The 22,250-nt window shown below is 53.1% G+C and carries 24 protein-coding genes; 8 read left to right on the top strand and 16 right to left on the bottom strand.

The genetic code is table 11. The features are described 5' to 3' along the window. Positions 1-112: 112 nt before the first annotated feature. Entirely contained in the window at positions 113-1,744 is a 1,632-nt protein-coding gene (locus NTE_RS15980; protein ID WP_148701934.1) for a hypothetical protein, read from the bottom strand. Positions 1,745-1,746: 2 nt separating this feature from the next. Beyond that, on the bottom strand, positions 1,747-3,066 hold the full coding sequence (locus NTE_RS15985) for a hypothetical protein (RefSeq protein ID WP_148701935.1): 1,320 nt from the start codon (positions 3,064-3,066) through the stop codon (positions 1,747-1,749). 209 nt (positions 3,067-3,275) lie between these two features. Here NTE_RS15985 and NTE_RS15990 point away from each other — a divergent pair, with 209 nt between their 5' ends. After that, positions 3,276-4,238 carry a cupredoxin domain-containing protein gene (locus NTE_RS15990; protein WP_148701936.1) on the top strand — a complete coding sequence of 321 codons (963 nt, stop codon included), beginning with the start codon at positions 3,276-3,278 and terminating at the stop codon, positions 4,236-4,238. Between the two features lie 39 nt (positions 4,239-4,277). On the opposite strand, the gene NTE_RS15995 is transcribed toward NTE_RS15990, so the two are convergent. Further along, positions 4,278-5,066, bottom strand: coding sequence for an inositol monophosphatase family protein (locus NTE_RS15995; protein WP_148701937.1), 789 nt, complete (start codon positions 5,064-5,066; stop codon positions 4,278-4,280). A gap of 182 nt (positions 5,067-5,248) precedes the next feature. Beyond that, complete coding sequence (locus NTE_RS16000) at positions 5,249-6,211, bottom strand: Lrp/AsnC family transcriptional regulator (RefSeq protein ID WP_148701938.1); 963 nt, start codon at positions 6,209-6,211, stop codon at positions 5,249-5,251. A gap of 118 nt (positions 6,212-6,329) precedes the next feature. Here NTE_RS16000 and NTE_RS16005 point away from each other — a divergent pair, with 118 nt between their 5' ends. Beyond that, positions 6,330-6,929 (top strand): carboxymuconolactone decarboxylase family protein, encoded by a 600-nt coding sequence (locus NTE_RS16005; protein WP_148701939.1) that lies wholly within the window; start codon positions 6,330-6,332, stop codon positions 6,927-6,929. A 148-nt stretch (positions 6,930-7,077) separates the two neighbouring features. Then, complete coding sequence (locus tag NTE_RS16010) at positions 7,078-7,989, top strand: proline dehydrogenase family protein (RefSeq protein WP_148701940.1); 912 nt, start codon at positions 7,078-7,080, stop codon at positions 7,987-7,989. Here NTE_RS16010 and NTE_RS16015 read toward each other — a convergent pair. After that, entirely contained in the window at positions 7,986-9,581 is a 1,596-nt protein-coding gene (locus tag NTE_RS16015; RefSeq protein WP_226987069.1) for an aldehyde dehydrogenase family protein, read from the bottom strand. The genes NTE_RS16010 and NTE_RS16015 overlap by 4 nt on opposite strands. 118 nt (positions 9,582-9,699) lie before the next feature. On the opposite strand from NTE_RS16015, the gene NTE_RS16020 reads away from it, so the two are divergent. Beyond that, the gene (locus tag NTE_RS16020) at positions 9,700-10,200 is read left to right on the top strand and encodes a cupredoxin domain-containing protein (RefSeq protein WP_226987070.1); all 501 of its coding nucleotides are present in this window, start codon (positions 9,700-9,702) and stop codon (positions 10,198-10,200) included. Positions 10,201-10,247: 47 nt separating this feature from the next. Continuing rightward, positions 10,248-10,634 carry a hypothetical protein gene (locus NTE_RS16025; protein ID WP_226987071.1) on the top strand — a complete coding sequence of 129 codons (387 nt, stop codon included), beginning with the start codon at positions 10,248-10,250 and terminating at the stop codon, positions 10,632-10,634. Here NTE_RS16025 and NTE_RS16030 read toward each other — a convergent pair. Beyond that, the gene (locus NTE_RS16030) at positions 10,620-10,979 is read right to left on the bottom strand and encodes a winged helix-turn-helix domain-containing protein (protein ID WP_148701941.1); all 360 of its coding nucleotides are present in this window, start codon (positions 10,977-10,979) and stop codon (positions 10,620-10,622) included. The two genes, NTE_RS16025 and NTE_RS16030, sit on opposite strands and share 15 nt — an antisense overlap. Before the next feature lie 74 nt (positions 10,980-11,053). Here NTE_RS16030 and NTE_RS16035 point away from each other — a divergent pair, with 74 nt between their 5' ends. Beyond that, positions 11,054-11,314: a hypothetical protein gene (locus NTE_RS16035; RefSeq protein WP_148701942.1), complete on the top strand. Its 261-nt coding sequence runs from the start codon at positions 11,054-11,056 to the stop codon at positions 11,312-11,314. On the opposite strand, the gene NTE_RS16040 is transcribed toward NTE_RS16035, so the two are convergent. From NTE_RS16040 to ribE, 8 genes are all read right to left on the bottom strand, one after another. Then, complete coding sequence (locus NTE_RS16040) at positions 11,309-13,984, bottom strand: ATP-binding protein (protein ID WP_148701943.1); 2,676 nt, start codon at positions 13,982-13,984, stop codon at positions 11,309-11,311. The two genes, NTE_RS16035 and NTE_RS16040, sit on opposite strands and share 6 nt — an antisense overlap. A 40-nt stretch (positions 13,985-14,024) precedes the next feature. Next, the gene (locus NTE_RS16045) at positions 14,025-14,678 is read right to left on the bottom strand and encodes a 2,5-diamino-6-(ribosylamino)-4(3H)-pyrimidinone 5'-phosphate reductase (protein ID WP_148701944.1); all 654 of its coding nucleotides are present in this window, start codon (positions 14,676-14,678) and stop codon (positions 14,025-14,027) included. Next, positions 14,675-15,889 (bottom strand): amidohydrolase family protein, encoded by a 1,215-nt coding sequence (locus NTE_RS16050; protein WP_148701945.1) that lies wholly within the window; start codon positions 15,887-15,889, stop codon positions 14,675-14,677. The genes NTE_RS16045 and NTE_RS16050 overlap by 4 nt, the downstream gene beginning before the upstream one ends. Continuing rightward, positions 15,883-16,644, bottom strand: coding sequence for a GTP cyclohydrolase IIa (locus NTE_RS16055; RefSeq protein ID WP_148701946.1), 762 nt, complete (start codon positions 16,642-16,644; stop codon positions 15,883-15,885). Before NTE_RS16055 ends, NTE_RS16050 begins: the two co-directional genes overlap by 7 nt. Beyond that, positions 16,622-17,086, bottom strand: a complete 465-nt coding sequence (gene ribH, locus NTE_RS16060; RefSeq protein WP_226987072.1) for a 6,7-dimethyl-8-ribityllumazine synthase — start codon at positions 17,084-17,086, stop codon at positions 16,622-16,624. Before ribH ends, NTE_RS16055 begins: the two co-directional genes overlap by 23 nt. Positions 17,087-17,091: 5 nt before the next feature. Further along, positions 17,092-17,781: a 3,4-dihydroxy-2-butanone-4-phosphate synthase gene (gene ribB / locus NTE_RS16065; protein ID WP_148701948.1), complete on the bottom strand. Its 690-nt coding sequence runs from the start codon at positions 17,779-17,781 to the stop codon at positions 17,092-17,094. A 76-nt stretch (positions 17,782-17,857) separates the two neighbouring features. Next, positions 17,858-18,034: a hypothetical protein gene (locus tag NTE_RS16890; RefSeq protein ID WP_158385710.1), complete on the bottom strand. Its 177-nt coding sequence runs from the start codon at positions 18,032-18,034 to the stop codon at positions 17,858-17,860. 239 nt (positions 18,035-18,273) lie between these two features. Next, entirely contained in the window at positions 18,274-18,891 is a 618-nt protein-coding gene (ribE, locus tag NTE_RS16070) for a riboflavin synthase (protein WP_148701949.1), read from the bottom strand. A gap of 72 nt (positions 18,892-18,963) precedes the next feature. Between ribE and NTE_RS16075 the strand changes: the two genes are divergently transcribed. Both NTE_RS16075 and NTE_RS16080 read left to right on the top strand, forming a co-directional pair. After that, entirely contained in the window at positions 18,964-19,923 is a 960-nt protein-coding gene (locus NTE_RS16075) for an arginase family protein (protein WP_148701950.1), read from the top strand. A 43-nt stretch (positions 19,924-19,966) separates the two neighbouring features. Continuing rightward, positions 19,967-21,298 carry a serine hydroxymethyltransferase gene (locus NTE_RS16080; protein WP_148701951.1) on the top strand — a complete coding sequence of 444 codons (1,332 nt, stop codon included), beginning with the start codon at positions 19,967-19,969 and terminating at the stop codon, positions 21,296-21,298. 120 nt (positions 21,299-21,418) lie between these two features. Here NTE_RS16080 and NTE_RS17000 read toward each other — a convergent pair whose 3' ends face one another. Both NTE_RS17000 and NTE_RS16085 read right to left on the bottom strand, forming a co-directional pair. Further along, a complete protein-coding gene (locus NTE_RS17000; protein ID WP_193354080.1) occupies positions 21,419-21,589 on the bottom strand; it encodes a DUF8150 family protein in 171 nt (56 codons plus the stop codon). Further along, on the bottom strand, positions 21,586-22,185 hold the full coding sequence (locus NTE_RS16085; RefSeq protein ID WP_148701952.1) for a hypothetical protein: 600 nt from the start codon (positions 22,183-22,185) through the stop codon (positions 21,586-21,588). Before NTE_RS16085 ends, NTE_RS17000 begins: the two co-directional genes overlap by 4 nt. Positions 22,186-22,250 lie beyond the last annotated feature (65 nt).

Genomic DNA, 22,250 nt, shown 5'->3' on the forward strand with positions numbered 1-22,250 from the left:
AGTCGACTACTTGAGCAAATCGGCAGATTTTGCCAGCATGACAAAAGCTCAATAGATCCCTTTTTGCTGTTTTAGAATGTGGCCGGGCACATACACACGTACGCACCTTCTTCTAGACACTCTGCACGCTTGTTATCTTCCACGGACCTTCGTTGAGCCGCTGGAGGGTCCACCTCCTGTGAACATTGAGGTTGAGAAACGTCCTGTACTCGCCATCAAACAGCCCGTAATGATCTAGAAACACAACAACTTCATCAACGCTTGGAAGGTTCGTCTTGGGGTCTGATTTGACTATCCTCCTGATGCGGCCGACCTTGTCCACGCGCACGTCATAGACCATGCCCACTATGACCTGCCTTGACCTTTCCCATTCCGACGAAAGCGAGTACGACGAGGGAGCGTACGAAGAATCGAGTATGGAATGCCCATCGTCGTACGTTATTGCGCGCCAGTCTGCAAACAATTTTTTCCACGAGGCATCGTCTGCGAACTTGACGGCGCGGATCATCTCTTCCATGACCTGCGCAGGCGAGGCATCGTCTGGCAAGGTGGATGTACTAAACTTGGTTATCGCAGCTTCGCCTGCAAAATCAGATTTGCCCTTTTCGTTTGTCTTGCGCACATCCACGAAAAACTCCTCTTCTCCCGCGCGGCCGGCAAGGGCCTGTACCAAAAGCCCGCTGACAGGGCTCCCCCGAAAGGTGATCATCCTCGGCTCGTCCGTTATCCTGCCGACGTACTGGTAGCGCTCGCCAAGCCGCGGGTTCACCTGCGCCTTGTACCTGTACATTGCGTCGTAAAAGCGGTACACTTCGGGGGAGGAAAGCAGCACAAAATAATATCCGTCGTACTGGGAGCCTACTACTGCGTACGTCTTGCCGAGGTCGTTGATTATGTTGTCACGCGGGGTTATCCACGGAAGCTCTACGATTTTGTCTACAAACTGGTCGCGGCTTTCTATCTTGGCGGCTGGAAACGCTGGAATGGTTTGCGCAGAAATTTCGCCCTTGAAGGAATTCCACGCCTTTGCCGCCTCTTGCTTTACCAGCTCGACGCGCTTTGCCCCGATCTCTCTGTATTCTAGGTCTATGCTGTCTGCCTTTTTCCCCTCGAGGAGGTTTATCGCTGCAGTCCAGTCGGCAAGCGCCGCGTCTGCAAACGGGCCGGGATAGTTTTTGAGTAGAAAATCAATTCGCTCCTTGTGCTCCTCCTGCTCTTTGAGCTCCTGCCTGCTGTTTATGTTCTGCCGGTCCCATGCGCCGTCAAGCAGGTAGGACAGTTTCCAGACAAACTTTTCGTACCAGCCGCTCCACGCGTCGGAAAAATCATCCTTGGGAAATATTGTTGATGGGCCGCCGGGCGCCAAGGCAGGCCGGCCCTGCTTGTCATAATAAAAGCGGGAGGAATGGATCTTGCCTTTTATCTCCAGCTTTTCTGCTCCTTCGTTGCGCAGTACGCCAAGCGCGATCTCTTGTTCGGGCTTGGCTCCCATCTGCTGCCAGTACATGTACTCGCCGTACTGCCCTATCCCGGGCGACATCTTGCCGGGCTTCAGGAATGGATCTAGCGACTTGCCATCCACGCTCACTACAAGGTCCTGTATCTGCAGGCCGCTGTTTCTAAAATCGCTGTCCCACTCGATCCAAGTCACCCGGAATCCCGGGGTTTCAGAATACAGCACGGCGTCCGTCTTGATGCCTGTGAGCAGGCTGCTGTCGTCCGTTCGGACCAATTCGCCAGACACCGCTATTCCAGACCTCCCTTGGAATTTTTCGTAGTATCGTTCAGCTGGCGCCGGTTGTCAACGTGCGACCTTTTGATCCTGTCCCACACGGAACCTTCTATCACTTCGTACAGGCCGTCGTGCAAGCGCCGAAGCTCCATGTCCCAATAGTCCTTCAGCTCTTTCTTTTGCTCGTCCGTCAGCCCGTCAAGGTCCACCTGCCACGTCTTGACGCAATCGTCATAGACCTCCTTCAGCTTGGACTGTATGTTAAAGCGCTCGATGTCATCCCAGGATTTCTGCCAGTCCCGGACTTCCAAAAGCTCGTCAAGCGTCTTGTCGCTGACAGGCCCCACGAAAATGCCCCGGTTGTCATCTACAAACTCGTTGTACTCTTGCTTGAATTTTTCTAGAAACCCGGACACGATGTTGGCGGCCTTTTCCATGAACCTCTTGGTGTCTTCCTTTTGCTTTGAGGTAGGGCACTGGTCTGCCAAGCCCTTGCTGTTTTCGTTCATTGCGTTAAACTCTTTGATTGCGGTGTCAAGGTTTGTCTTTGCCAGAAACTCCCTCACTCCCTCGCGGGTCTGGGCAAAAACGATGACTATGCTTTCTTCTAGCTTGTACGCATCCATGTAGCCTTGGGCAAGTTCTTCGCTGCTTTTCTTTAGCCTGCCGGCCCGCTCCAGCATCTTGTCCACCGCGATAAGCGGCACCTTTATTGGAAGGGGAACTCCCGGCACTTTCTTTGCCTGGCCTACGATGTACTTCACGTTCTCTTCTCCTGAGCGCTTTTCAGCCACCAATTCTTTTACGACCTCATCAAAAAGCCTGAGCACCTGGCTTGAGGTGTTCCTGACCCTGTCGTCTACAGACCTGTCCTGCTCTGACATTGCCTTCCATTTTCCCTCAAGGCTGTTCATCTCTGTGTAGAACTCAAACGTGTAGTGCTGCACCTGCCCTTGAAACCACGCAAGGGGAGCGCGGGAAATCAGGCTAAAGAACTGGGACTCTTGCGATGCGACCTCTTCGCCGAACTTGCGCAGGTTTGGAGCCTTGTCTGATTTGACAAAGTCGGTGATCTTTTGGAACGCCTGCTGACCTTGGCTTGAATAATAGTCCGACCACTTGCTCTGCTGCTGACTTGCGGTGGCAGAGGTTGACTCGTACTTTAGGATTTCCAGCCCCTCGTTGAGCGCTTTATCGCGCCAGTCCATGTAGCTGCCTGAAAGGAATTCTCTGAATGTGATGTACCTTGCAAGGACGATTGGCTCTCCTCCAGACCGCTCGTACTCGATGTCAGCTTGCTGCGCGGCTGCCACTCCTTTGTCAAACTCTTCCATTCTTGCGCCATATTCTGCCATTTCTTTTCCGTCTTGGCAGGTATAGGAGCCGTACAACTATAAGAAGTGCATGTTGTTAGGTCACGACAGCAATCGCTCATGTCTGGCGCGCTTTATATCTGCACATTTTCAAATCGTTATTTGGACAAAAGCTCAATAGAATCCTGCGATTGTCCTAAATTGTGGCTGGGCGCTCGTCCATATTAGTAATGGTACTAGCATTCGCTGTACTTGGTGCTCTGCTTTATGTCTCTGCCATCCAAACTAGCGGCAGGATTGCCCACGATTCGAAGGCCATACCAACAGAGCCAAAAATATCGCAGCTTCAAGCGATAGAAACGGCTGAGAAGCATTTGCAATCCAAAGTAAAAGGAGTGCAAGAAATAAGGCTAGAGTTTCCGCTTTACAACTTTTCCATGCAAAGGTACACGTCCGATCCTTCCTATGTCGAGTACATTGAAAAGAATAACCTCAGGCATGGCTCGCTGCTTTCTCAAGTCAAAGAGCACCCAGAGCTCCTAAACCTCCCCTTGTACTTTGTTCATGCTAATGGAACTCTGTATTCCGTAAATGCCACTGGTCACACCTTTGAAAAGGTATGCGAAGAGCCATCATTTCGATGCCCCTTGCCAGTATTAGCCATCAATGCTTCAAGAGACAAGCTAGTTTACAGGGTCTACATTACATGGCCAAAGCCTTCTATTCCAACCAATGAAGCCCTCTACCTAGTCAATGCAGAGACAGGAGAGATAACGATGAACTTTGTGGATGCCGTGCTGAATAGGCTGCCAACGCCAAATGTCAACTTTGACAATAGAACGATAAGCCAGCTATACAACGAGCTTGCAAATCCTCCACAAACAACAAACATTGACATTGAACAGGGAGCATCAGATCAGGGTGCGAATAAGGGCTATTCGCCAAAAGAAATCAGGGTTGTGCTTGGAACAAACAACAGGGTTGTGTGGACAAATAGAGATACAGTACCGGAATCGGTTGTATCTGACTCTGGCTATATTGATGAGCTAACTGGCAAGAAATTTGAATCAGGGTTGATACTCCCGGGCGGTACGTTTGAGTTCACTTTTACCAAAGAGGGAGAGTATTCGTACCATGCAGAGCCGCATCCGTGGATGACGGGCAAGATAAGCGTTGTTGAGGGTTTCGCGTAGTTGTATTGACGACTTTTGTCTGGATATTTGTACATCTTTTCAAAACAAATCAGTTGACAAGTCCCGGAATACCTTTTCGTGTGCTGTTGCGACAAACGACACGCGCGTCTCTACTCCCAGCTCGCAGTCAAGGTCTACTCCCTTGTCTGAATAAACCTGCCCACCTGCTTCCCTTACTATCAGGCACGCTGCGGCAATGTCTACGGGCCGGACTTTTCCCCGAAAATCAATCGACGCGTCAAGCGACCCTTTTGCAAGGTAGCACAGTTCTATTGCAAGCGAGCCAAGCTGCCTGACGTGGTTTGCCTTTGACATCACAGGGGCCAGCCTCTTGATTACATCGTCGTTTATGCCAGAGACGTTCATGCCAATCACGACGTCGTCGCCTGCTTCCCTGACTCTGATCCTTTTGCCGTTGCAAAACGCTCCCTTGTTCTTTGATGCGTAATAGAGGTCGCCGTTTACAAGGTTGATAATTGCGGCATCCTTGACCGCACTTAACTGGAACTCGTCGGCATAGGCAAGGGAGCAGCAGTAGAACGGCAGCTGGCGCGACGCGTTTGTCGTGCCGTCGATTGCGTCCATGATGACATAGCCTTCTTTTCCTTCAATCCGTCCGCACTCTTCGCCAATTATCGTGGCATCTATTCCATGCTTTTTCAGAACGTTAATGGCCGTTTTTTCGGCCAGGAGGTCAATCTGGCGAGAGATGTCGCCCCCTGCCCCTCTTCTGCCCGTCTGCCTGTTGCCCCGGGCAGTCCCGGCAACGCCCCGGGTGCGGGCATGAACCTCCCGGCAGGCATCCTTCAGGGCGCCTATTATCGTCATTATTATACTGCGGCACTTGCCGCACCTTGATAATTATATCTGTTCATTTTGATACGCCTGCTCTATGATGTCGTCTCGCAGTCTTTAAGGCCAGAAAGATGCCCTATTGCATAGGCAAGAACGCTTCAAAAAGTCAGGAATACTAGAAAGCTGGTGCCCTTTGGGCGCGCTGAATACTTTTTTCACGCGTTCAAGGCATCAGCTATCTTTATCGATTTACGCGAAAGTGGCGATGATGATGATAGTCTTTTGTCAATTTCCCTTATTATCCAGTCGTCGTAATATTGCAATTTGGTAACTATGAACGCGTCTGCCGTTTTGACCCCTTCAAAAGAGTCGACTCTGGCCAGGACCGAGTCTACTCTTACGGCATTTTCGCCAAAGAGCACGAATATCAACCGATCATCAGGATCGACTACGCTGGGGCGGTACAGGATGCTTTGCTGAAATTCCGAGTACATGCGCTCATAGACGCTGCGGTAATGGGATTTTGCAACAAACATTATGATGCAAAACTGGACGTACCCTATCATGGCGGCCGGATCGCATTGAAGGGTGAAATCCAGTAATCGTTCCTCCTTCATCCTGTCGAGGCGCCTTGTCGCGGTTTTCTCTGAAATGCCGAGTTCTCTTGCGATTTCAGATATCTCCATCCTGGCACCCGATTGCAGCAAACACTTTATTATTCTCAGGTCTGTTTCGCTCGGTTCCATAGATACGGGTACATGGGTGACAGCTATGTTGCTTATGGTTGCGGGTTTCAGGCAGTCCTTGAGCGACTGGATGGTGCCGTGATTCCATGATTCATCTTTGATGACAAGGCCGGCCCCAGAATTTCTCCCCATCTGGTGCACATGGTAGGTGAGATCTCCAAACTGCCTGACGCGCCGGACTACGTCATCCTTGGTTATCCCGTTGTTTGTCCTTGCCAGTATGTGGGCCGTCTTGCAACCAAAAGCCGCAGGGTTGACCCTGACTACGAATTTTTCAATGACTCCGTTGCGCACCATGTTCTTGACCCTTGCCTTTACGCTCTTTGACGTCAAGCCAATCTGCGAACCCATGCTGTTGTAGGAAGTCCTGCAATCCCTGCCCAAAATGGCGAGAATGTCGAGATCAGTCTTGTCAAGCGTCAGCCTTTCCATCTACGATGATGTGCCTCCTTGCGCTTTATTTCACACAAAGACTGCTATAAAGATGTCCGAAACTTGGAGTGCCGCTTCCCCTGAGGATAAATGCTGCAGTTCGTACAATTCCTTGCATATGAAAGAAACACAAAGACCGCAACAACAAATAACAACAGCAGCAGCATCGCCGTTCCTTTCTCCCATCGAAGAGCCGCAGGACCCAATAATGAAGCAGGCTTATGACACGACGCTCCAGCAATTTGGCAAAATTCTCACGCCGGTAAAAGTTTTCAACGCGCGGATGCCGCCTGAATTCTGGCAGTTAGCCGCAAAGATCGGCGAGCTGGCTGAAAAGCTGACGCTGCCGAAGGAAACCGCCTTTCTCGTCCAGCAACACGTGTCGAACATGAACATCTGCTCTTTCTGCATCGATATTGGCCGCGCAGTCACGATCAAAGCATCGATGAATCAAGCCAAATTCGACGCGCTGGAAGAATACCGCACGAGCCCTCTCTTTACCGACGCAGAGCGCGCAGTGCTGGACTACGTGACAGAGCTGACAAGGAACAAGGCAGTAAATCCAGAGACTTTTGCGCGCATGGCCAAGTATTATTCCGAACGCGAGATCTGCGAGATCGTCTGGCTTGTTGCGAGCGAACATCTCTACAACATGACCAACATCGGCCTGAACATCCATTCGGATATGCTCTGCGATATCAGCAAGAGAAAGAAGTAGGCGGTGAAAAGGGAGGAGAGTCATCCCCTCTCTTTATGCAAAAGAATAGTACCAGTTTAATTCTTTTAAGCAAGCAGGCGCTCCACTGGAAGCACGCCCCCCTCTCTTCCCCCTCTGTTTTCAAACATTTGTGTGAATAATTATATCAATGAAAAGGGTAAATGTACTGTTGACCACTACAGCAGCAACGCAGGCGCTCCACTCGCACAGCTACGATTCTAGTCTTTTGGAGAGGCTGCTTTTCCGCGTCGCAAAAAGGTGGGTCGCCGGCTACTCTGCTGACGAAGCGATAAACGCGGCGTTGGACGCCAACAGGCGTGGCATGTCGGCGATACTGAACTTTCTTGGCGAGGATGTGGTGGACAAGGCGCAGGTCGGGCTTGCAGTCAGGGAATATCTCTCGCTGATGGACCTGACGAAGGCAAAGGGAGTAAGGGGCTGCGTCTCTGCCAAGCCGACACAGCTTGGACTTGCCGTCGACTATGACATGTGCCTGCAAAACTTTATCGCGCTTGCAAAAAAGGCAGAGGAGCTGGGCCAGTTCCTGTGGATTGACATGGAGTCGGCCAAGTTTACCGAGGACACGATAACCATCTACCTTGAAGTCTTGAAAGAATATCCGATGACAGGGGTGGCGATACAGGCGTACCTGCGCAGAAGCGGCGCAGACATTTTGCACATTATAGAGCACGGAGGCAAGGTCAGGCTGGTCAAGGGCGCATATCACGAGCCAGAGGAGCACGCCTTTACCACGGAAGAGGAGGTTGACGGCAACTACTCGCACCTGCTAAAGATGCTTGCAGACGGCGGCAACTTTTTTGCAGTCGCAACCCATGACGGCAGGCTGGTGGACGAGGCGGCAAACCTGCAGGCAAACAACTGCGAGTTTCAGATGCTCATGGGAATCCGCGACGAGTTAAAGTCGCAATTGGTGTCAAGGGGCCTTCCTGTCTCTGAATACATCCCGTACGGGAGCCAGTGGCTTCCCTATTCTGTTCGGAGGATAAGGGAGCGCAAGCGCAACCTCTTGCTCCTTGCAAGGTCGCTTGTACAGAGCTAGTCAGATATGGTCTGGCTCTGCTCGCGCATGAACTGCGTGAGGTAATGCGGGCCTCCTGTGTTCTTGCCGGTGGTGCCTGAATCCTTCCAGCCGCCAAAGGGCTGGCATCCTACCATCGCGCCGGTGGTCGCGCTTGCCTGCCTGTTTACGTACACGACGCCGGCCTCGACGTGGTCGAGGAATCTCTTGACTTCGCCCTGGTCGCCGGTAAAGATGCCGGCGGTAAGGCCATAGTCCACGTCGTTTGCCATGGAAAGTGCGTCATCGAATTTCTCATAATCCGTGACGCACAGTATCGGCACAAACATCTCTTCCCGAAAAAGCCTGTGCTTTTTTGGCAGGCCCGTTACGATGGTCGGCGCCACATAGTAGCCGTGCTTTAGCTCGCCGTCCTTTCTGACCTGCCCTCCTGCAAGCACCTTGCCGTCCCTGCCGGCGAGCCGGGCGTACTGCTGGTACTTTTTGTATGCGCCCTCGTTTACGACCGGCCCCATGAACGTGTTCTGCTCAAGCGGGTTTCCGACCGGCAGGTTCTTTGTCTTTTCTACCAGCCGGTGCAAGAATTCGTCCTTGACCTTTTTGTGCACAAAGACCCGGGAGCACGCGCTGCATTTCTGGCCAGAGTAGCCAAACGCCGCCTTTACCACGCCGTCCACTGCCTTGTCCAAATCCGCCGTTTCCGTGATGATGGCAGGGTTCTTGCCCCCAAGCTCTGCTATGAGCGGCCTTGGCTTTTTGCTGCTGAACTGCCTGCCCATCGAGTAGCCCACCTCGCGAGAACCGGTGAACACTATCCCCGACACGTCCCTGCTCTTGACAATCTCGGCGCCCACCGTGCCTCCAGAGCCAAACACCATGTTAAGGACGCCGGCCGGAAGCCCAGCCTCCTGGAAGATCTGGACTATCTTGAATGCAGTTATCGGCGCGTCGCTTGACGGCTTGACAACCACCGTGTTGCCTGTGACAAGCGCCGCTGTCGTCATGCCGGTCAGTATGGCGGCAGGAAAGTTGAACGGGGCTATTACCCCCCACACGCCGTACGGCTTCATGACGCTCTTGCTCTTTTCGTTTGGCTGGGCGCTTTTCATCGGTACCTCAAAGCCGTTGTTGCGCTCCACCTCTTCTGCATAGTAGCGCACAAAGTCTATTGCCTCGTCGACGTCTCCTATGGCTTCATAGCGGTTCTTGCCGTTCTCGTACGAGACCCATGCGGCAAGCTCGAACTTGCGCTCACTCATAATGTCTGCAGCCTTTCGGAATATCTTTACCCGCTCTTGCCACTCGCTCTTTCCCCACCCTCCATCTCGTTCTCCTTCAAACGCTTTTTTGGCAGACGCAATGGCCTGTCTTGCGTGGGTCGCTGTGCCTGCAGGCATGTACCCAAGCACCACCCTGGTGTCTATTGGCGAGGCGTGCGGCACCGTTTTTGCCGCCAGGACCTGCTTGCCCGCTATAATCATCGGGTATTTCTTGCCAAACTCCGACCTTGCGGCTTCAAGTGCCCTTTCGTATCTGTCATGGAACTGGCCTTCTGCCTTTTCGACCATAAACCGGCGCAGGGTGTGCTCGTTTTCAAACATTCGCTTTGTCACCAAAAGTACGGCAGGCGACCTTAAAAACGATGACTTGTCTACCACTGCGTGTGTGTAGATTAACTATGTTAATCATGGCCTAAATACCAAGTTGCAGAATCAAATACGTACAACATATATGAAAAAGCAAAAGGTGCGCCCTAAACCAAGGTTCACGAGAAACAGAGCCGTGGCAATCGGCGCCATTGCGGCAGTCCTTGCGATTGTAGGGTTTTTTGGCTACCGTGCGCTAGTCCCGACCAACGGAAGCGTGCCGGTGCTGTCATTTCCGATGAACGACTTTATCAAGGCCACTCACGGCAAGAGCGGCTACTTTTACCTGAGCCAGACGTCAGGCTCAGTCAAGGGCTTGAGAACCTCAAGCAGTAACAGCGGCTCACAGATCAACCCGAATTATGTCTATTCAAAGGGCGAGCTGGTTTCGTTCCACTTTATAAATGAGGACTATGATACGCATTCGCAGCACAACTTTAACATCGACGAGTTCAACGTCCACACCAAGGACCTGGGCTACTTTGGATCCGAGACGGTAAGCTTTGTGGCAGACAAGACGGGCACCTTTAACTACTATTGCTCCATTCACCCGGAGATGAAAGGCACCATAACGGTTGAACAGTAGAGAGGGAGGGATAGGTTAATGAGTCAGCATAACAGGATGTGGTTTGCTTGAGCAGCAATGACGACCTGAGCGAGCCAAGAAAGAGCATTCTAGACCTGCTGGACGAGTTTATCGAGCAGATACAGCGCATCAGAAAGGTGATGCTTGGAGTCTCTATCTCGGCGATAGTCCTTGCGCCATTGGCAATAGGGCTGTCTGCATACCTTCTTCTGCACCCCTCGTTCTTTGCCGTGCTAGACATAGAGAACGATTTCGGGCTTGTGTTGAGTACGCTCCTTGGCGCAGTGAACGCAATTTCGCTTATCTGGCTCGTGACAGGGATACGCCAATACTATTCCATAAACACATGGAAAAAGCGCTATGCCGAATACCAGAAGGAAAAGGAAGAAATCGACAGAAAGATAGCGTCCCAGTTTGGGTTAGATCAGGATTAGCATCGTCGACATCATCGTTGACAGGCCGCTGCTGCCACCAGAGCCTTTATCGTCCTTTCTTCTTGGGAACATGCGCTCGTACGGCTCCAGTATGTCTCTGCAAAACTGCAGTCCCTTTTGCGTGGGCCGGTAAATGGTCACGGTGCGCTTGCCGGCGACTGACTCTTGCCTACCTATCAGGCCGTTTGACTCCAGCTCTTCAAGTATCGGCTTGTGCTTTTTCAGGTTCAGGCCGCAAAAGCTGACAAGCGCAGTCTGGTTAAGCTCGCCGTATTCTATTAGTTTTAGTATGATGTCCTTGACTATGTAGATCCTGTCCCGATACGAGCTGGGCGAGCCGGACATTGCGAGTGCTATCAGGTATGGCTGCAATATAAGCCCATAGAAAAGATTACTAAATGCTTTTGTAAAGTGGATGTATGAGCGCGACCAGCAACAAGTCGAGGGTGCTCCTGCTCCTCATGATAGCGATATCGCTCGTATTTTTCATGGCAAGCTTTGCGGCAGCCGCAATCTCGGGCAATCAACAGCCTACTCCACCCTCTTCTTCTTCATCGTCATCACCATCAGCTCCAATGCCTGGGCAAAGTGCCACCACTACTACTGCTACTACCACGCCTGGAGAAAAATGCATGGCGGTGCGCACGGGCGAGCACATGCTTGCAGACTGCTCATCATAATGATGATGACGACAAGCACGAGCGGCACACGATTTCTCTTTTTATCAAGCCCCTCTTTTGCGAGCAGTTGCTGCACACTTTTCTGTTGCACACGCTGCACGCGCCGCTGTGGCTTGTACAAGCAGACAAGCTACACAGCTCGCATTTTGCGCTGTGCCTTGCGCAGAATGTAGAATTGCAGATGTAGCACAGGGCGCGGTGATCCATGCACGCCGGCTCCAGGCACGCCTTGCAGTATGCAAGGTGGTGATTGCACATCAGGTTGCCACAGTTGCAGGCCGAGCCGGACTCTAGCGGGACAGAGCATACGGAGCAGCGGCCCCACGTGCCCCTGCCCGTGTACGAGCTCCACCGCACATCGCCTGCGTGCTCTTTATTGTCGTTTACTGTTATCCTTGCGCGGTAGACGGTTTCGATGAGCCAGCCGGTGACTGCAAAGCCGGACTTGCTCTTGACTTGGGAGAGCGCGTCATGGAATTTTTCGTTTTCCTCTTCCTCTATTTCGGCAAGTTTGTCTTCAAGGGCCTGCCTGTCGGTGTGCAGCTGCTCTATCTTGCGTCTTGTGGCGACGGCCTTTTGCTTTTTTGTCTCTATGCGGTTTTCTGCAGATATCAGCCTTGATTTTTTGGCCTTTTCCTTCTTTAGCTGCTTGTACAGCCTTTCCTGGTCCTTTATAGAGTCAAGCTCGGCGTTTAGCGCCTCCTGCAGCCGGGCGATGCTTGCATCAATGTTGGCAATCTTGGCCTTTGGCCTTGCCTGCTTTTCTGCAATGTGCTCGACCCTTTTTTCTTCCATGATGACGTCGAACTTGGCCTGGAGGTCCGCCTTGAGGGTTGCAGTCCTCTTTTCAAGCTCGCCATTCCATTTTTCTTCTGCCTTGCGCCTTGCCTCTGCCGGAACTGCCCGCTGCGGCGCAAGCGTGTGTGCGGCAGGGAGCGGAACCAGCTGGCTTTCAAATGCGGCAAGCTCCTCCAGCTTGTCAAGCGACTGCCGGGCATAGCCTTTTTCAAAGACAGAAGCGCTCAGCTCAAAGACGGGGTGAAAGACCTCCTCCTGCTCTGTCGACAGGACCTTTATGGAGCTGACGTTGTTGCCGAGCTTGGCAAAGCTTTGCAGGTTCTTTGGCTCGAATTTCCTTTCCAGCTGCACAAACGTGGTGGCGTGCGCGCCTCCTGCAGCCGCAACCAATGGATCATGGTGAATTTCTTTTTCTTCCGGTTTTGGAAGGAGCTTTTCTTCTTCCTCCTCCGCGGATTTCTCTTCTTCTAGTGCTACCGTTGTCGTTATCTTTTCTTGTTGTTCAGCTGCCGACGGCTGGCTTTTCTCCTTCTCCTTCTCTTTCATGCCCTCCATAAGCTCGGCTATCTCGCCGTTCTCAAGGGGCCCGCGGTGATACGTGAGCGTCCACCTTGACTTTATTACGCCACGGAACTTGGGGTCGAACATGTTGCAGAAAAACTCGCCGGCCTTGAGCCGCGAGATCTCTTTTTCTGCAAACGAGTCCAGCTCCAGCCCGACGCTCACGCGCTGGATGTCGCGCTGCGCTCCCAGCCTGCCTATGAACCGCACGTTGGCATTTGAAATCACCTTGTAGTCAAGGTCGACCGCGTTCTGGCTTGCAAGCAATAACCCAAGACCAAACGCCCTTGCCTGCTTTATCAACAAGAGGAGAAGCTTTTTGGACGGAGGCTCCCTGACGGGCGGGCAATAGCCTGCTATCTCGTCAAAATACAAGAGGTAGCGCAGGGTCTGGGCGCTTCCCTGCTTTATCAGCCACTGGAACAGCCGCTGCAGGACAAGCTCTACAAACAGGTGCTTTTCCTGCTCTGACTGGATGTTGCGCAGGTCAAGCACGTTTATCGACGGGCCCTTCATCAATTCGGAAAAGTCAAGAGATTCTGCCGCGGACCACGAGCGCAGCTTGGGATCTGAAACCAGCAGGTTTATTCTGGTGACCAGCTTGCGCCGGTCCTTGTCGCCAAGGACGTCGGACACGTGGAGCGAGCCTACCGTGCTGATCGGCGGGCTCTCTATCTTCCTTATCAGGTCCTTTACAGTCACCGACTGGCCGGACTTCCATGCGTCCTCCAAAAGGGCAGAGACAAACGTTATCTCTTTTCTGTCGCCTTCGCCATAGCCGGCAAGCCTCAGCAGGTTGTACGAGGTGAGGTCAAGCAGGTCGGCAGTGGCCGACACGTCGTTTTCCAAGAGTTTGGAAAAGTCCTTTGGAGCAGAAAGGTCTGGCGAGATGCCAACAGGGAGGCCGGCAGACGACTTGGGCGTAAATATCCTGACCGTGACGGTTTTTGCAAACTCGGCCTGCGCGTCCTGCCTGACGGCAAACTCGGCCATCCTGTCGGCGTACGCCTTTTGCAGGCTCTTGGCGTACTCTACCCTGTCCGTCTTTAGCGCGTCGGCCTCTTTTTCAGACCATCTGGAAAAGTCGAAATTTGCGGACTTGAACGCAAGGTTGCCAATGTCGCCCTTTGGGTCGATGGCAAAGGTCGGGATGCCCTGCAGTGCCGCCTCTTCCACAAGCACCTTTGAGAGCACAGTCTTGCCAGAGCCGGTGGCGCCAAGAATGATGGCGTGCTTTGTGAGCGACGCAACATCGATCTCGAATTTGTTGTTGTCGTCCGCGGCCTGACGACCTACGTGCAGCTTGGGCATCCGGTTTTCAGTGCAGCTGCATGTTAAAAAGTGCTATGTATTATTTTTTACCTACTCTGTAAAAGAGGACAAGCTCGCCTGCCCTTGTCTTTTGCACGTGCGCAAGGCGAAATTTTGGTCCCTGCGAGATCGTGTCATAGCCGTCGCCTTCAACAAGCGTTGTCGCAAGCCGGCCGCCGGCAACTCTGGGTGCCACAGTCACTATCAGCTCGTCTGCAAGGCCGAGGTTTAGCACCGACCAGTTGAGCTCGCCCCCGCCTTCTACCAGGATTTTCTTGAAGCCCATCTTCTTTTTAAACGTAGAAAAAAGCGCCTTGATGTCAACTGCTTCATTGCCTGCAATTATAACCTCGGCGCCTGCCTGCCTTATCCTCTCAACGTCGGCCGCGCTTGCCTGCGCGCTTGCGGCAACTATGGTCCTGACCCTGCCCGCGGTGCGCAAAATTTGCGAGCCGCCCGGTATCCTGCACTTGCTGTCGACGACCACCCGGACTGGGTTTTTGCCCCTGACAAGCCGGACCGTCAGCTGCGGATTGTCGGCAAGAACTGTCGATATTCCCACCACCACTGCGTCAGAGGCGGCGCGGAGCCTGTGGACCCTTTTCAGGTCTTCCTTTGACGAAATGGTAGAGTCGCCGGAGGCTGTCGCTATCTTGCCGTCAATAGTCATTGCGGCGTTTATCGTGATCTTCATGGTAAGAGACCCTCCCCGCCTGCCGTAACAAACCGGCCGGCCGCCATCACGGCGCGTACGGCGTCCCTGCTGGCCCTGTGCACGATGGCCGTGTACGGGTCATGCACAGGGTAAAGGTCAGCGTGCCTTTTGTCGAGAAATACCAGGTCAGCCGCTCTGCCGGGCGCTATCCAGCCGCTGTTCAAGCCAAGCATCTTGGCCGCATTTGCAGTAGCCATCTTGACCAGCTCGCGGGGCTCTATAAAGTCGCCCTGCGCGTGCGACGCCTTCCAGAGGTAATCCATCTCGCGGAAAATGTCCGGCGAGTTGAGCATCACGTTGTCCGTGCCTATTGCAACGAGGCAGCCGCGCTTTAGCATCTCTGCAACGCGTGGCAGGCCGGCGCCAAGGACGCCGTTTGCACGCGGGCACACCACGATGCCGGCCTTGCCAGCAGCAAGTGATATCTCGTCGCAGGTGGCGTGCGTCATGTGCACTAGGATGTCCGGCTTCAAATGCTGCATTATGCGTTCGACTTCGCTTCTGCCAGTATGATCCTTTGAAAACTGCACAGTCTCGGCAGACTCGGCTGCGTGTATGGCAACAAGTTTTGCCGCTGCCATCTCGCCGTACTGTTCAAGGGAAGCGTCCGTGTTTTCGTTTGCGCCGCTGATGCCAAGGCCGTCGGCGACTTCCAGTACCTGCTTTGCAATAGCGATTGCATTTGTCGGCAGCCCCTCCGCCTCTGCAGGGTCGCTGCTGTAGTGGTCGACCCTGCCAAGCGCGACGCATTTTATCGGCAGGCCGGCTATTGCGCCTTTTAGTAGCCGGACGCCTTCAGGCCCGCCCTCGCGGAAATCAGCAAACGTCGTTATCCCTTTCTGCAGCATGGATACAGCAGAGCTTTTTATCATCGCGGCAAGGTGCGCCGGCGGGCTCTTTTCAAGAATTTTTTTCTTTGCTCCAAACACGGGGTGCACCCGCGCGTCAAGCCTCCTTCCTGCTGCAATGTCCTTGCCTATCGAGTCGGCGATGTGGGTGTGCGCGTTGATAAAGCCGGGCATCACAAGAAAGCCGCCTGCATCCAGCTTTTTTCCGGGGCTTGCAGATGATTTGCCGGCACCTGCATCTCTGATTATCCCGTTATCATAGTCGATCTCAATATAGCCGCGCTCTATATACTCCAAGTGCTCGCCAAGGAGGACGCTTGCGTTTTCAATGGTTACTAGCATCGTATTTCATAGATTGTCTGAATCTTGCCTTCTTCGCGCATGTCGCGGATCGTGTCAAGGGCCTTTGTGGCTGCTTCTGCCGCTCGTCGGCCGTTTTTGCCGATGCCGATTCCGCAGTTGAGCTTGACTCCTAGGTCTGCCGTTACCTTCGTTATCACCTTGTCTGCCTGCGCCCCCGTCACGCCGTTAGAGATTACCATAAAGTTGTCGCCGCCTAGAAAGAACGTCAGCGCGTCAAGTTTCAAGAACTCTTCTGCCAGCCTGCCGTACAGCTTCATTACAAGAGCTGTTACCTCGTACGGCGACAGCCTGCCAGTCAGCTTTGTCGAGCTGTCGACATCGATGTGCATTATCTGCGCCGATGTTTCGCTGGTTGTAGTGGTGGCAGGGCCGGAAAAAAATATCCTCGCCTTTTCATCGGCAAGCCTGTTTTCCTTTCTTGCGTTGTATGCGTTCATGCTGGCCTCAAGCGCGGTCTTGCCGGTGCCAATTGCCATCGACATCTTCAGGTCCGTGTAGAGGATTGCAAGCGCGTGCGCGATTTCCGCGTGCTGCTCGACCGAGACGCCGTTTGTGATTGCAAAATACTCGTCAAAGCGGTTGAAATAGACGAGGCAGTCCTTTTCGTGGAAGAGGCGCTGCACGTCGTGGTAGATTCTTGCCTGCAGCATCTGCAGCTGCGCCTCCCTGTCGTAGCCGAGCGTGAGCGTCCAGGGGCCGTAGCCCTCAATTCTAATGATTGTAAGCTGAATCATCGATTACCACAGTTTTCCTGCCCACTGTTTTTTCTAGCTTTGCAAGCCGCAGCGCCATGTTGACTGCCGCGTTCACCGCACGCGCAGGCACAATGTCTTGCCGTTCCCTTGCCTGCTCGGCAGTCATGCCGGGGCCGGTTATCCCGAGCGCGACCGGCTTGGCGTACTTTAATGAAAGGTCTGCAATGAGGCGCGACGCGTTTTCCGCGACAATGTCGTCGTGGCGCGTGTCGCCCTTTATCACGGCGCCTAGCGTGACGACTGCATCGACGCCGCGCTTTTTCAGCAGTTTTTCAACTGCAAGCGGCATGTCAAAGGCGCCGGGCACGTACACGACAAAAGAAACCTGGGCGCCAAGCCTCTTGGCCTGCTCTTTTGCCTTTTCCAGCATGTGGAGCGTTATCTTGCTGTTGAACTCGGATACTACTATTGCAAGCTGCAAATTTTCTATGCCACCTTGGCTCTCTGGTGAGCTTCCTTAAGTTCGCTTGCCTCTACAAGCGGTATGCCGGATTTCCGGGCATATGCCAAGGCTTTCTCGACTGACAGCGCCCTGTGGGTCTGCGAGTCCATCATCTCGCATATTGCCACCGCCGGCGTCATGTTTGCCAATTTCATGAGGTAGACGCAAAGCTCTGTGTGGCCGTTCCTGTCTGAAAGCAGGTTCTTTGCGGCTATCAGCACAGGCACGTGGCCGGGCGCCCTGAAATTTCTGGCAAAATCCTCCACGCCGCCGTTGTCGATTCTCTTGCAGACCTTGGCCATCTCGGATATCGTAAGTGCCCTGTCCTGATCGGTTATGCCGGTGAAGGTGTCGCGGTGGTTTACAGAGATTGAAAATGACGGCTTGTCGCCGTACGCCGCCCTGCCTTCCACTAATTTTGAGAACACGGGGTTGACCTTGCCCATGCTTGCTATCATGTCGTGCATGTAGACAAGGCCCAGTTTGCTTGTCACCTCGTTTGCAATTGCAAGGCAGAGGAGGCCGCCGGCGTCCTGCCTCATCGCGGCAATGTGCGCTGGCGTTACATGCTCTGCGGCTACTACCATGTCTACCTCGTTTTCGCGCCCCTTGTCATCGTGGACCAGCACGAACCTGCCGGCCTTGAGCGCCTCTATGGCTTCGGTTAGTGGCAACAGTGGAGGCTTGGCGCTGTAGTTATTAATACATTACTAAAAAGCTGGTAATTACCAGCATTTTGGTAATATCATTTCAATTACTTGTGCTTCCACAATGAGCATCGATTTCAGGGACGCAGTGCGTACACGGCTTGTACGGCCTGACATAATCGCATGACTTTTCAAGCTCGATGTTTGCAAAATCCAGCGCCTCCTTAAACGTTCCGGAAAACACGACGCCGCCCTTGTCCGGGGGGCTTTTATAGATCACGCGGCAATTGGCAAACGTTTCAATTATTTCGCAAGGAGTACGGACGATTTCAAACTGTCTCGACGCGAGGTTCTTTTTCAATCTGAATTGGTAGTCCATTACAAAATTTTGCGAATCATAAATCGATTTACAAAAATCAACCAGGCAGCAAGAAAACGTTGCGTTGCACTTGTCTGTCTCGCCAAAAGATTTCTCGCAGACGTACCTTGTTATTCCAGGCGGGCAGGGAAAAGCCTTGGTCATCTTGCCGGCCGCCGGCCAAGATTATTGTTGCTCTTGCTCACGTACTTGCTGAGGACGTCCGTCTCGATATTCACCTTGTCGCCCTTTTTCTTCAGGCCAAGCGACGTCATCTCTAATGTATGAGGTATCAGCGAGACAGAGAATTTTTCCTTATCGACGTCGACCACTGTGAGGCTGATGCCGTCCACCGCTATCGAGCCCTTTGGCACGAGCGCACTTGCAAGAGCCTTGCTGCCAAGCTTGAACCACATCGTAGTCTCTGACGGCTTTTCAATCTTCTCAACAATGGTCGCGGTGCCGTCCACATGACCTAGGACGAAATGGCCTTCGAGCCTATCGCCCACTTTCATGCTACGTTCGATATTCACCTTGTCGCCCGGCTTTATCCCGCCAAGCGACGTGCGCCGGACAGTCTCGGCGACCATCTCGAATTGCGCCTCGCCCTTTTGCAGTTTTGTTACCGTGAGGCAGGCGCCGTTTATGCAGACGCTGTCGCCCACCTTGAGACCCCTGGCCATCCTGCCGAGCTTGACGCGGATGGCAGTGTCGGCGCCCTTTTTTGCCCGGGCTACCGACCTTACCTCTGCAAGGCCTTCCACGATGCCGGTAAACATATGCCAGTTGTCCGTTGCACAGGGGGATAAAAAGATTGATTTGCCATCGCCGCAAACCATTTTGCAGCATATATGTGCAACACTGCCGTGTTTTTCGGCGACGAGCTGGCCCGCTATGGGTTTGGCGGGTCGCACCCGTGGGGCGCAGACCGCATCTACGCGTTCTGGTCAAAACTGCAAAATGAAAAAGACGTTGCAAACGTCGTCATCGTCGAGCAGCCGGAGATAACGACGGAGGAGGCCGTGCTTTCGTTCCATGAGCGTGACTATGTCGAGATGGTCAAGATGGCGTCAAAGCAGTGCAGGAGCATCCCGCTTGACAGGGGCGACACGCCATCTTTTCGCGGCATATTTGAAGCGACGCTGTATGTTGTAGGATCGACGCTTGCAGCGCTTGATACGGTTGTGCAAGGAAGGGACAGGGCGGGAAGAAAAATAGAGCACGCGTTCGTGCCCGTAGCCGGCCTGCACCATGCAAGGCGCGACTCCGCCGGCGGCTTTTGCGTTTTCAACGATGTCGGGGTTGCGATAATCCAGGCGCGCAAAAAGTATGGAATAAAGAGAATAGCGTACGTCGACATCGACGCGCACCACGGCGACGGCGTTTTCTACGAATTCGAGGACGACCAGCTGCTGTTCTTTGCCGACATACACGAGTACGGCATATACCCGGGCACCGGCTACGCCAGCGAGACAGGCAAGGGTGACGCAAAAGGGACAAAGATGAACATCCCGCTGGAAGCGGGGTCCGGCGATAGCGAGTTTTTTGCAGCGTTTGACAGAGTAAAAGAGTTTGTCGATTCGTGCAGGCCGGAACTGGTATTTCTCAACTGCGGCGCAGACAGCCTTGCCGGCGACCCGATAACCAATCTGAGGTACAGCGCACGCGCGCACAGTCATGCGGCGCAAGTGTTGCATGACCTTGCGCACAAGCACTGCAACGGCAGGATTATCGCGGTTGGCGGCGGTGGCTACAACCGCGCAAACATTGGCGCCGCGTGGACTGAAGTGGTAAAGGCGCTTGCAGCATAAGCGATATACTATTAAGGACATTCCGGCCCACAAAAAGCCAACTATGAGTGCCCGTAAAGCCTACAGCGAAGTCCTTAGCCTGATGCGCGAGCATCACAAGTGGTTCAACAGGTCTATTCCGCTTATTGCAAGCGAGAACATCCCAAGCCCCGCCGTGAGGGAGGCCATAATATCTGACTTTGGCAACCGCTACGCTGAAGGCTGGCCCGGCGAGCGCGTTTATGCAGGATGCGTATACATCGACCAGGTCGAGATGATTTGCAACGAATTGGCAAGAAAGGTGTTCAGGGCAGAGTTTGCCGACTGCCGCGCGACTTCGGGCGTCGTTGCAAACCTTGCGATTTACGCAGCGTTTTCAAGTCCGGGCGACTGGATGATGGCAGCGTCCATACCTTCGGGAGGCCATATTTCGCACGGCAAGAAGGAACACGCAGGGACCGCCGGCCTGGTGCACGGCCTCAACATCGAGCACTACCCGTTTTCAAAAGAAGAGATGACGATCGACGTCGACGCCACAAAGAAAAAGATAGAGGAAATGGCCCGCGACGGCAGGGCGCCGAGGATGGGCATGTTTGGCGGTTCATTGTTTTTGTTCCCGCACCCGGTAAAAGAGCTTGCAGGTTTCATGCACGACCACGGCATGTACATAAACTATGATGGCGCGCACGTGGCAGGGCTTATCGCCGGAGGCGAGTTCCAGGACCCGCTGCAGGAAGGCGCCGACTCGATGACGATGAGCTCGCACAAAACGCTGTGGGGTCCGCAGGGCGGCATCATCGTGTCGTACGAAAAGCACGCAGAGGCAATAAAGAAGGGGATATTCCCGGGCAACACGTCAAGCCATCACCTGCACCACGTCGCAGGCAAGGCCATTGCGCTTGCCGAGTCATTGCAGTTTGGCAAGCAGTATGCAAAGCAGGTCATCAAGAACGCAAAAGCGCTTGCAGAGGCGCTTGCAGGGTACGGCTTTGGCGTGCTTGGGGAGAAGAGGGGCTACACTATGTCGCACCAGATAGCAGTCGACGTGACAAAGTTTGGCGACGGAGGCACGATTGAAAAAGACCTTGAAAAGGCAGGCATAATCCTCAACAGGCAGCTTTTGCCAGGCGACATCAAGGCAGGCAGGCACTACATGCATCCCGGAGGAGTCAGGATAGGCGTGCCGGAAGTGACTAGGCTTGGCATGAAGGCCGGCGAGATGAAGGATATTGCGAAATTCATCAAGCGCGTAGTTGTTGACAAGGAGGACACGAAGAAGGTCAACAAAGACGTCGCGTCGTTCCGCAAGGAATTCCAGAAGGTGCAGTACGCGTTTGACAACGCGGTGGGCGCCTACGAGTACATCAGCCTAGTAAGCGGCGGCAAGCGCAAGTAGCTAGAGGAAGAGGGGAGGGGCGTGTTTCCAGTGGAAACTGGAAGCGCACAATTAGTTCTTTTATAGCTGATGCAACCGGTTGAACGCACAAAGGGGCAGAAAAGGCTCTGAAAGAGCTCCTTAATCAGATTTCCTGTTTATTATCGCTTTCTGGGCAGAGCTCCACTTGGAATTGTCTGTTTTCTTTACCCAGTCAGCGTACTTGTCCAGAAATTCCAGTCTCTCCCTGAAGTTTTCTTCCTTCAACTTTTCAAGCTCTTTGAGGTTTATTTCAGGGAGCTTCTTTTTCATTGCAGGTACTTGTTGAACGCGCCTTCCTTATCAAGTTTTTTCAGGAAGTATTTGAGCAGCTCTTGGTCCAGCTTCTCCTTGAACAGCCTGTAGAGGTATCGGGCATCCTCTATGTCCTTCTCGCTCGCAAGAAATAGCTTGTAAGGTATCTGAAGCTCCACTGGAGAAATCCTGATCGCTCGCCTGTTCAAAAGAACCTCCATACCATTACCCAGAACCCAGCTTTCAAGTCTCACTTTTGGAAACTTGAATTCCATGTTGGGTATTACCTCCCCCGTTCGGGAGAACCTCAGCGCTGCGCGCGCCGCCAGGTATTTCCTGTATGCATTTTCAGGGTCATCGGTTGTTATGCAGTCAAAGCCTTTCGAGATCTCTTTCCATAGGGCCAGGAATTTTTTCTTGGAAATTTTTTCCACTATCAGGTCTATATCTTCCGAAGATCTGCTTCTTCCAAAGAGTATGGAAACGTAACCGGAAACCAGCACATAGTTTACCTTGTTCCTGTCAAGAATCTTGACGAAATCCAGAACCAGCTTGTCCAGATCATTCAGCTCTTTGTTGAGCTTTATCTTGCCCCCGGACATGCCGATTTTCATAATCCTACTACCTACCAGGCGTGCATATTAACCTGACCGAATTTTTACTTCTTTTATCCCGCAGC

Source organism: Candidatus Nitrososphaera evergladensis SR1 (assembly GCF_000730285.1).
Classification (GTDB): domain Archaea; phylum Thermoproteota; class Nitrososphaeria; order Nitrososphaerales; family Nitrososphaeraceae; genus Nitrososphaera; species Nitrososphaera evergladensis.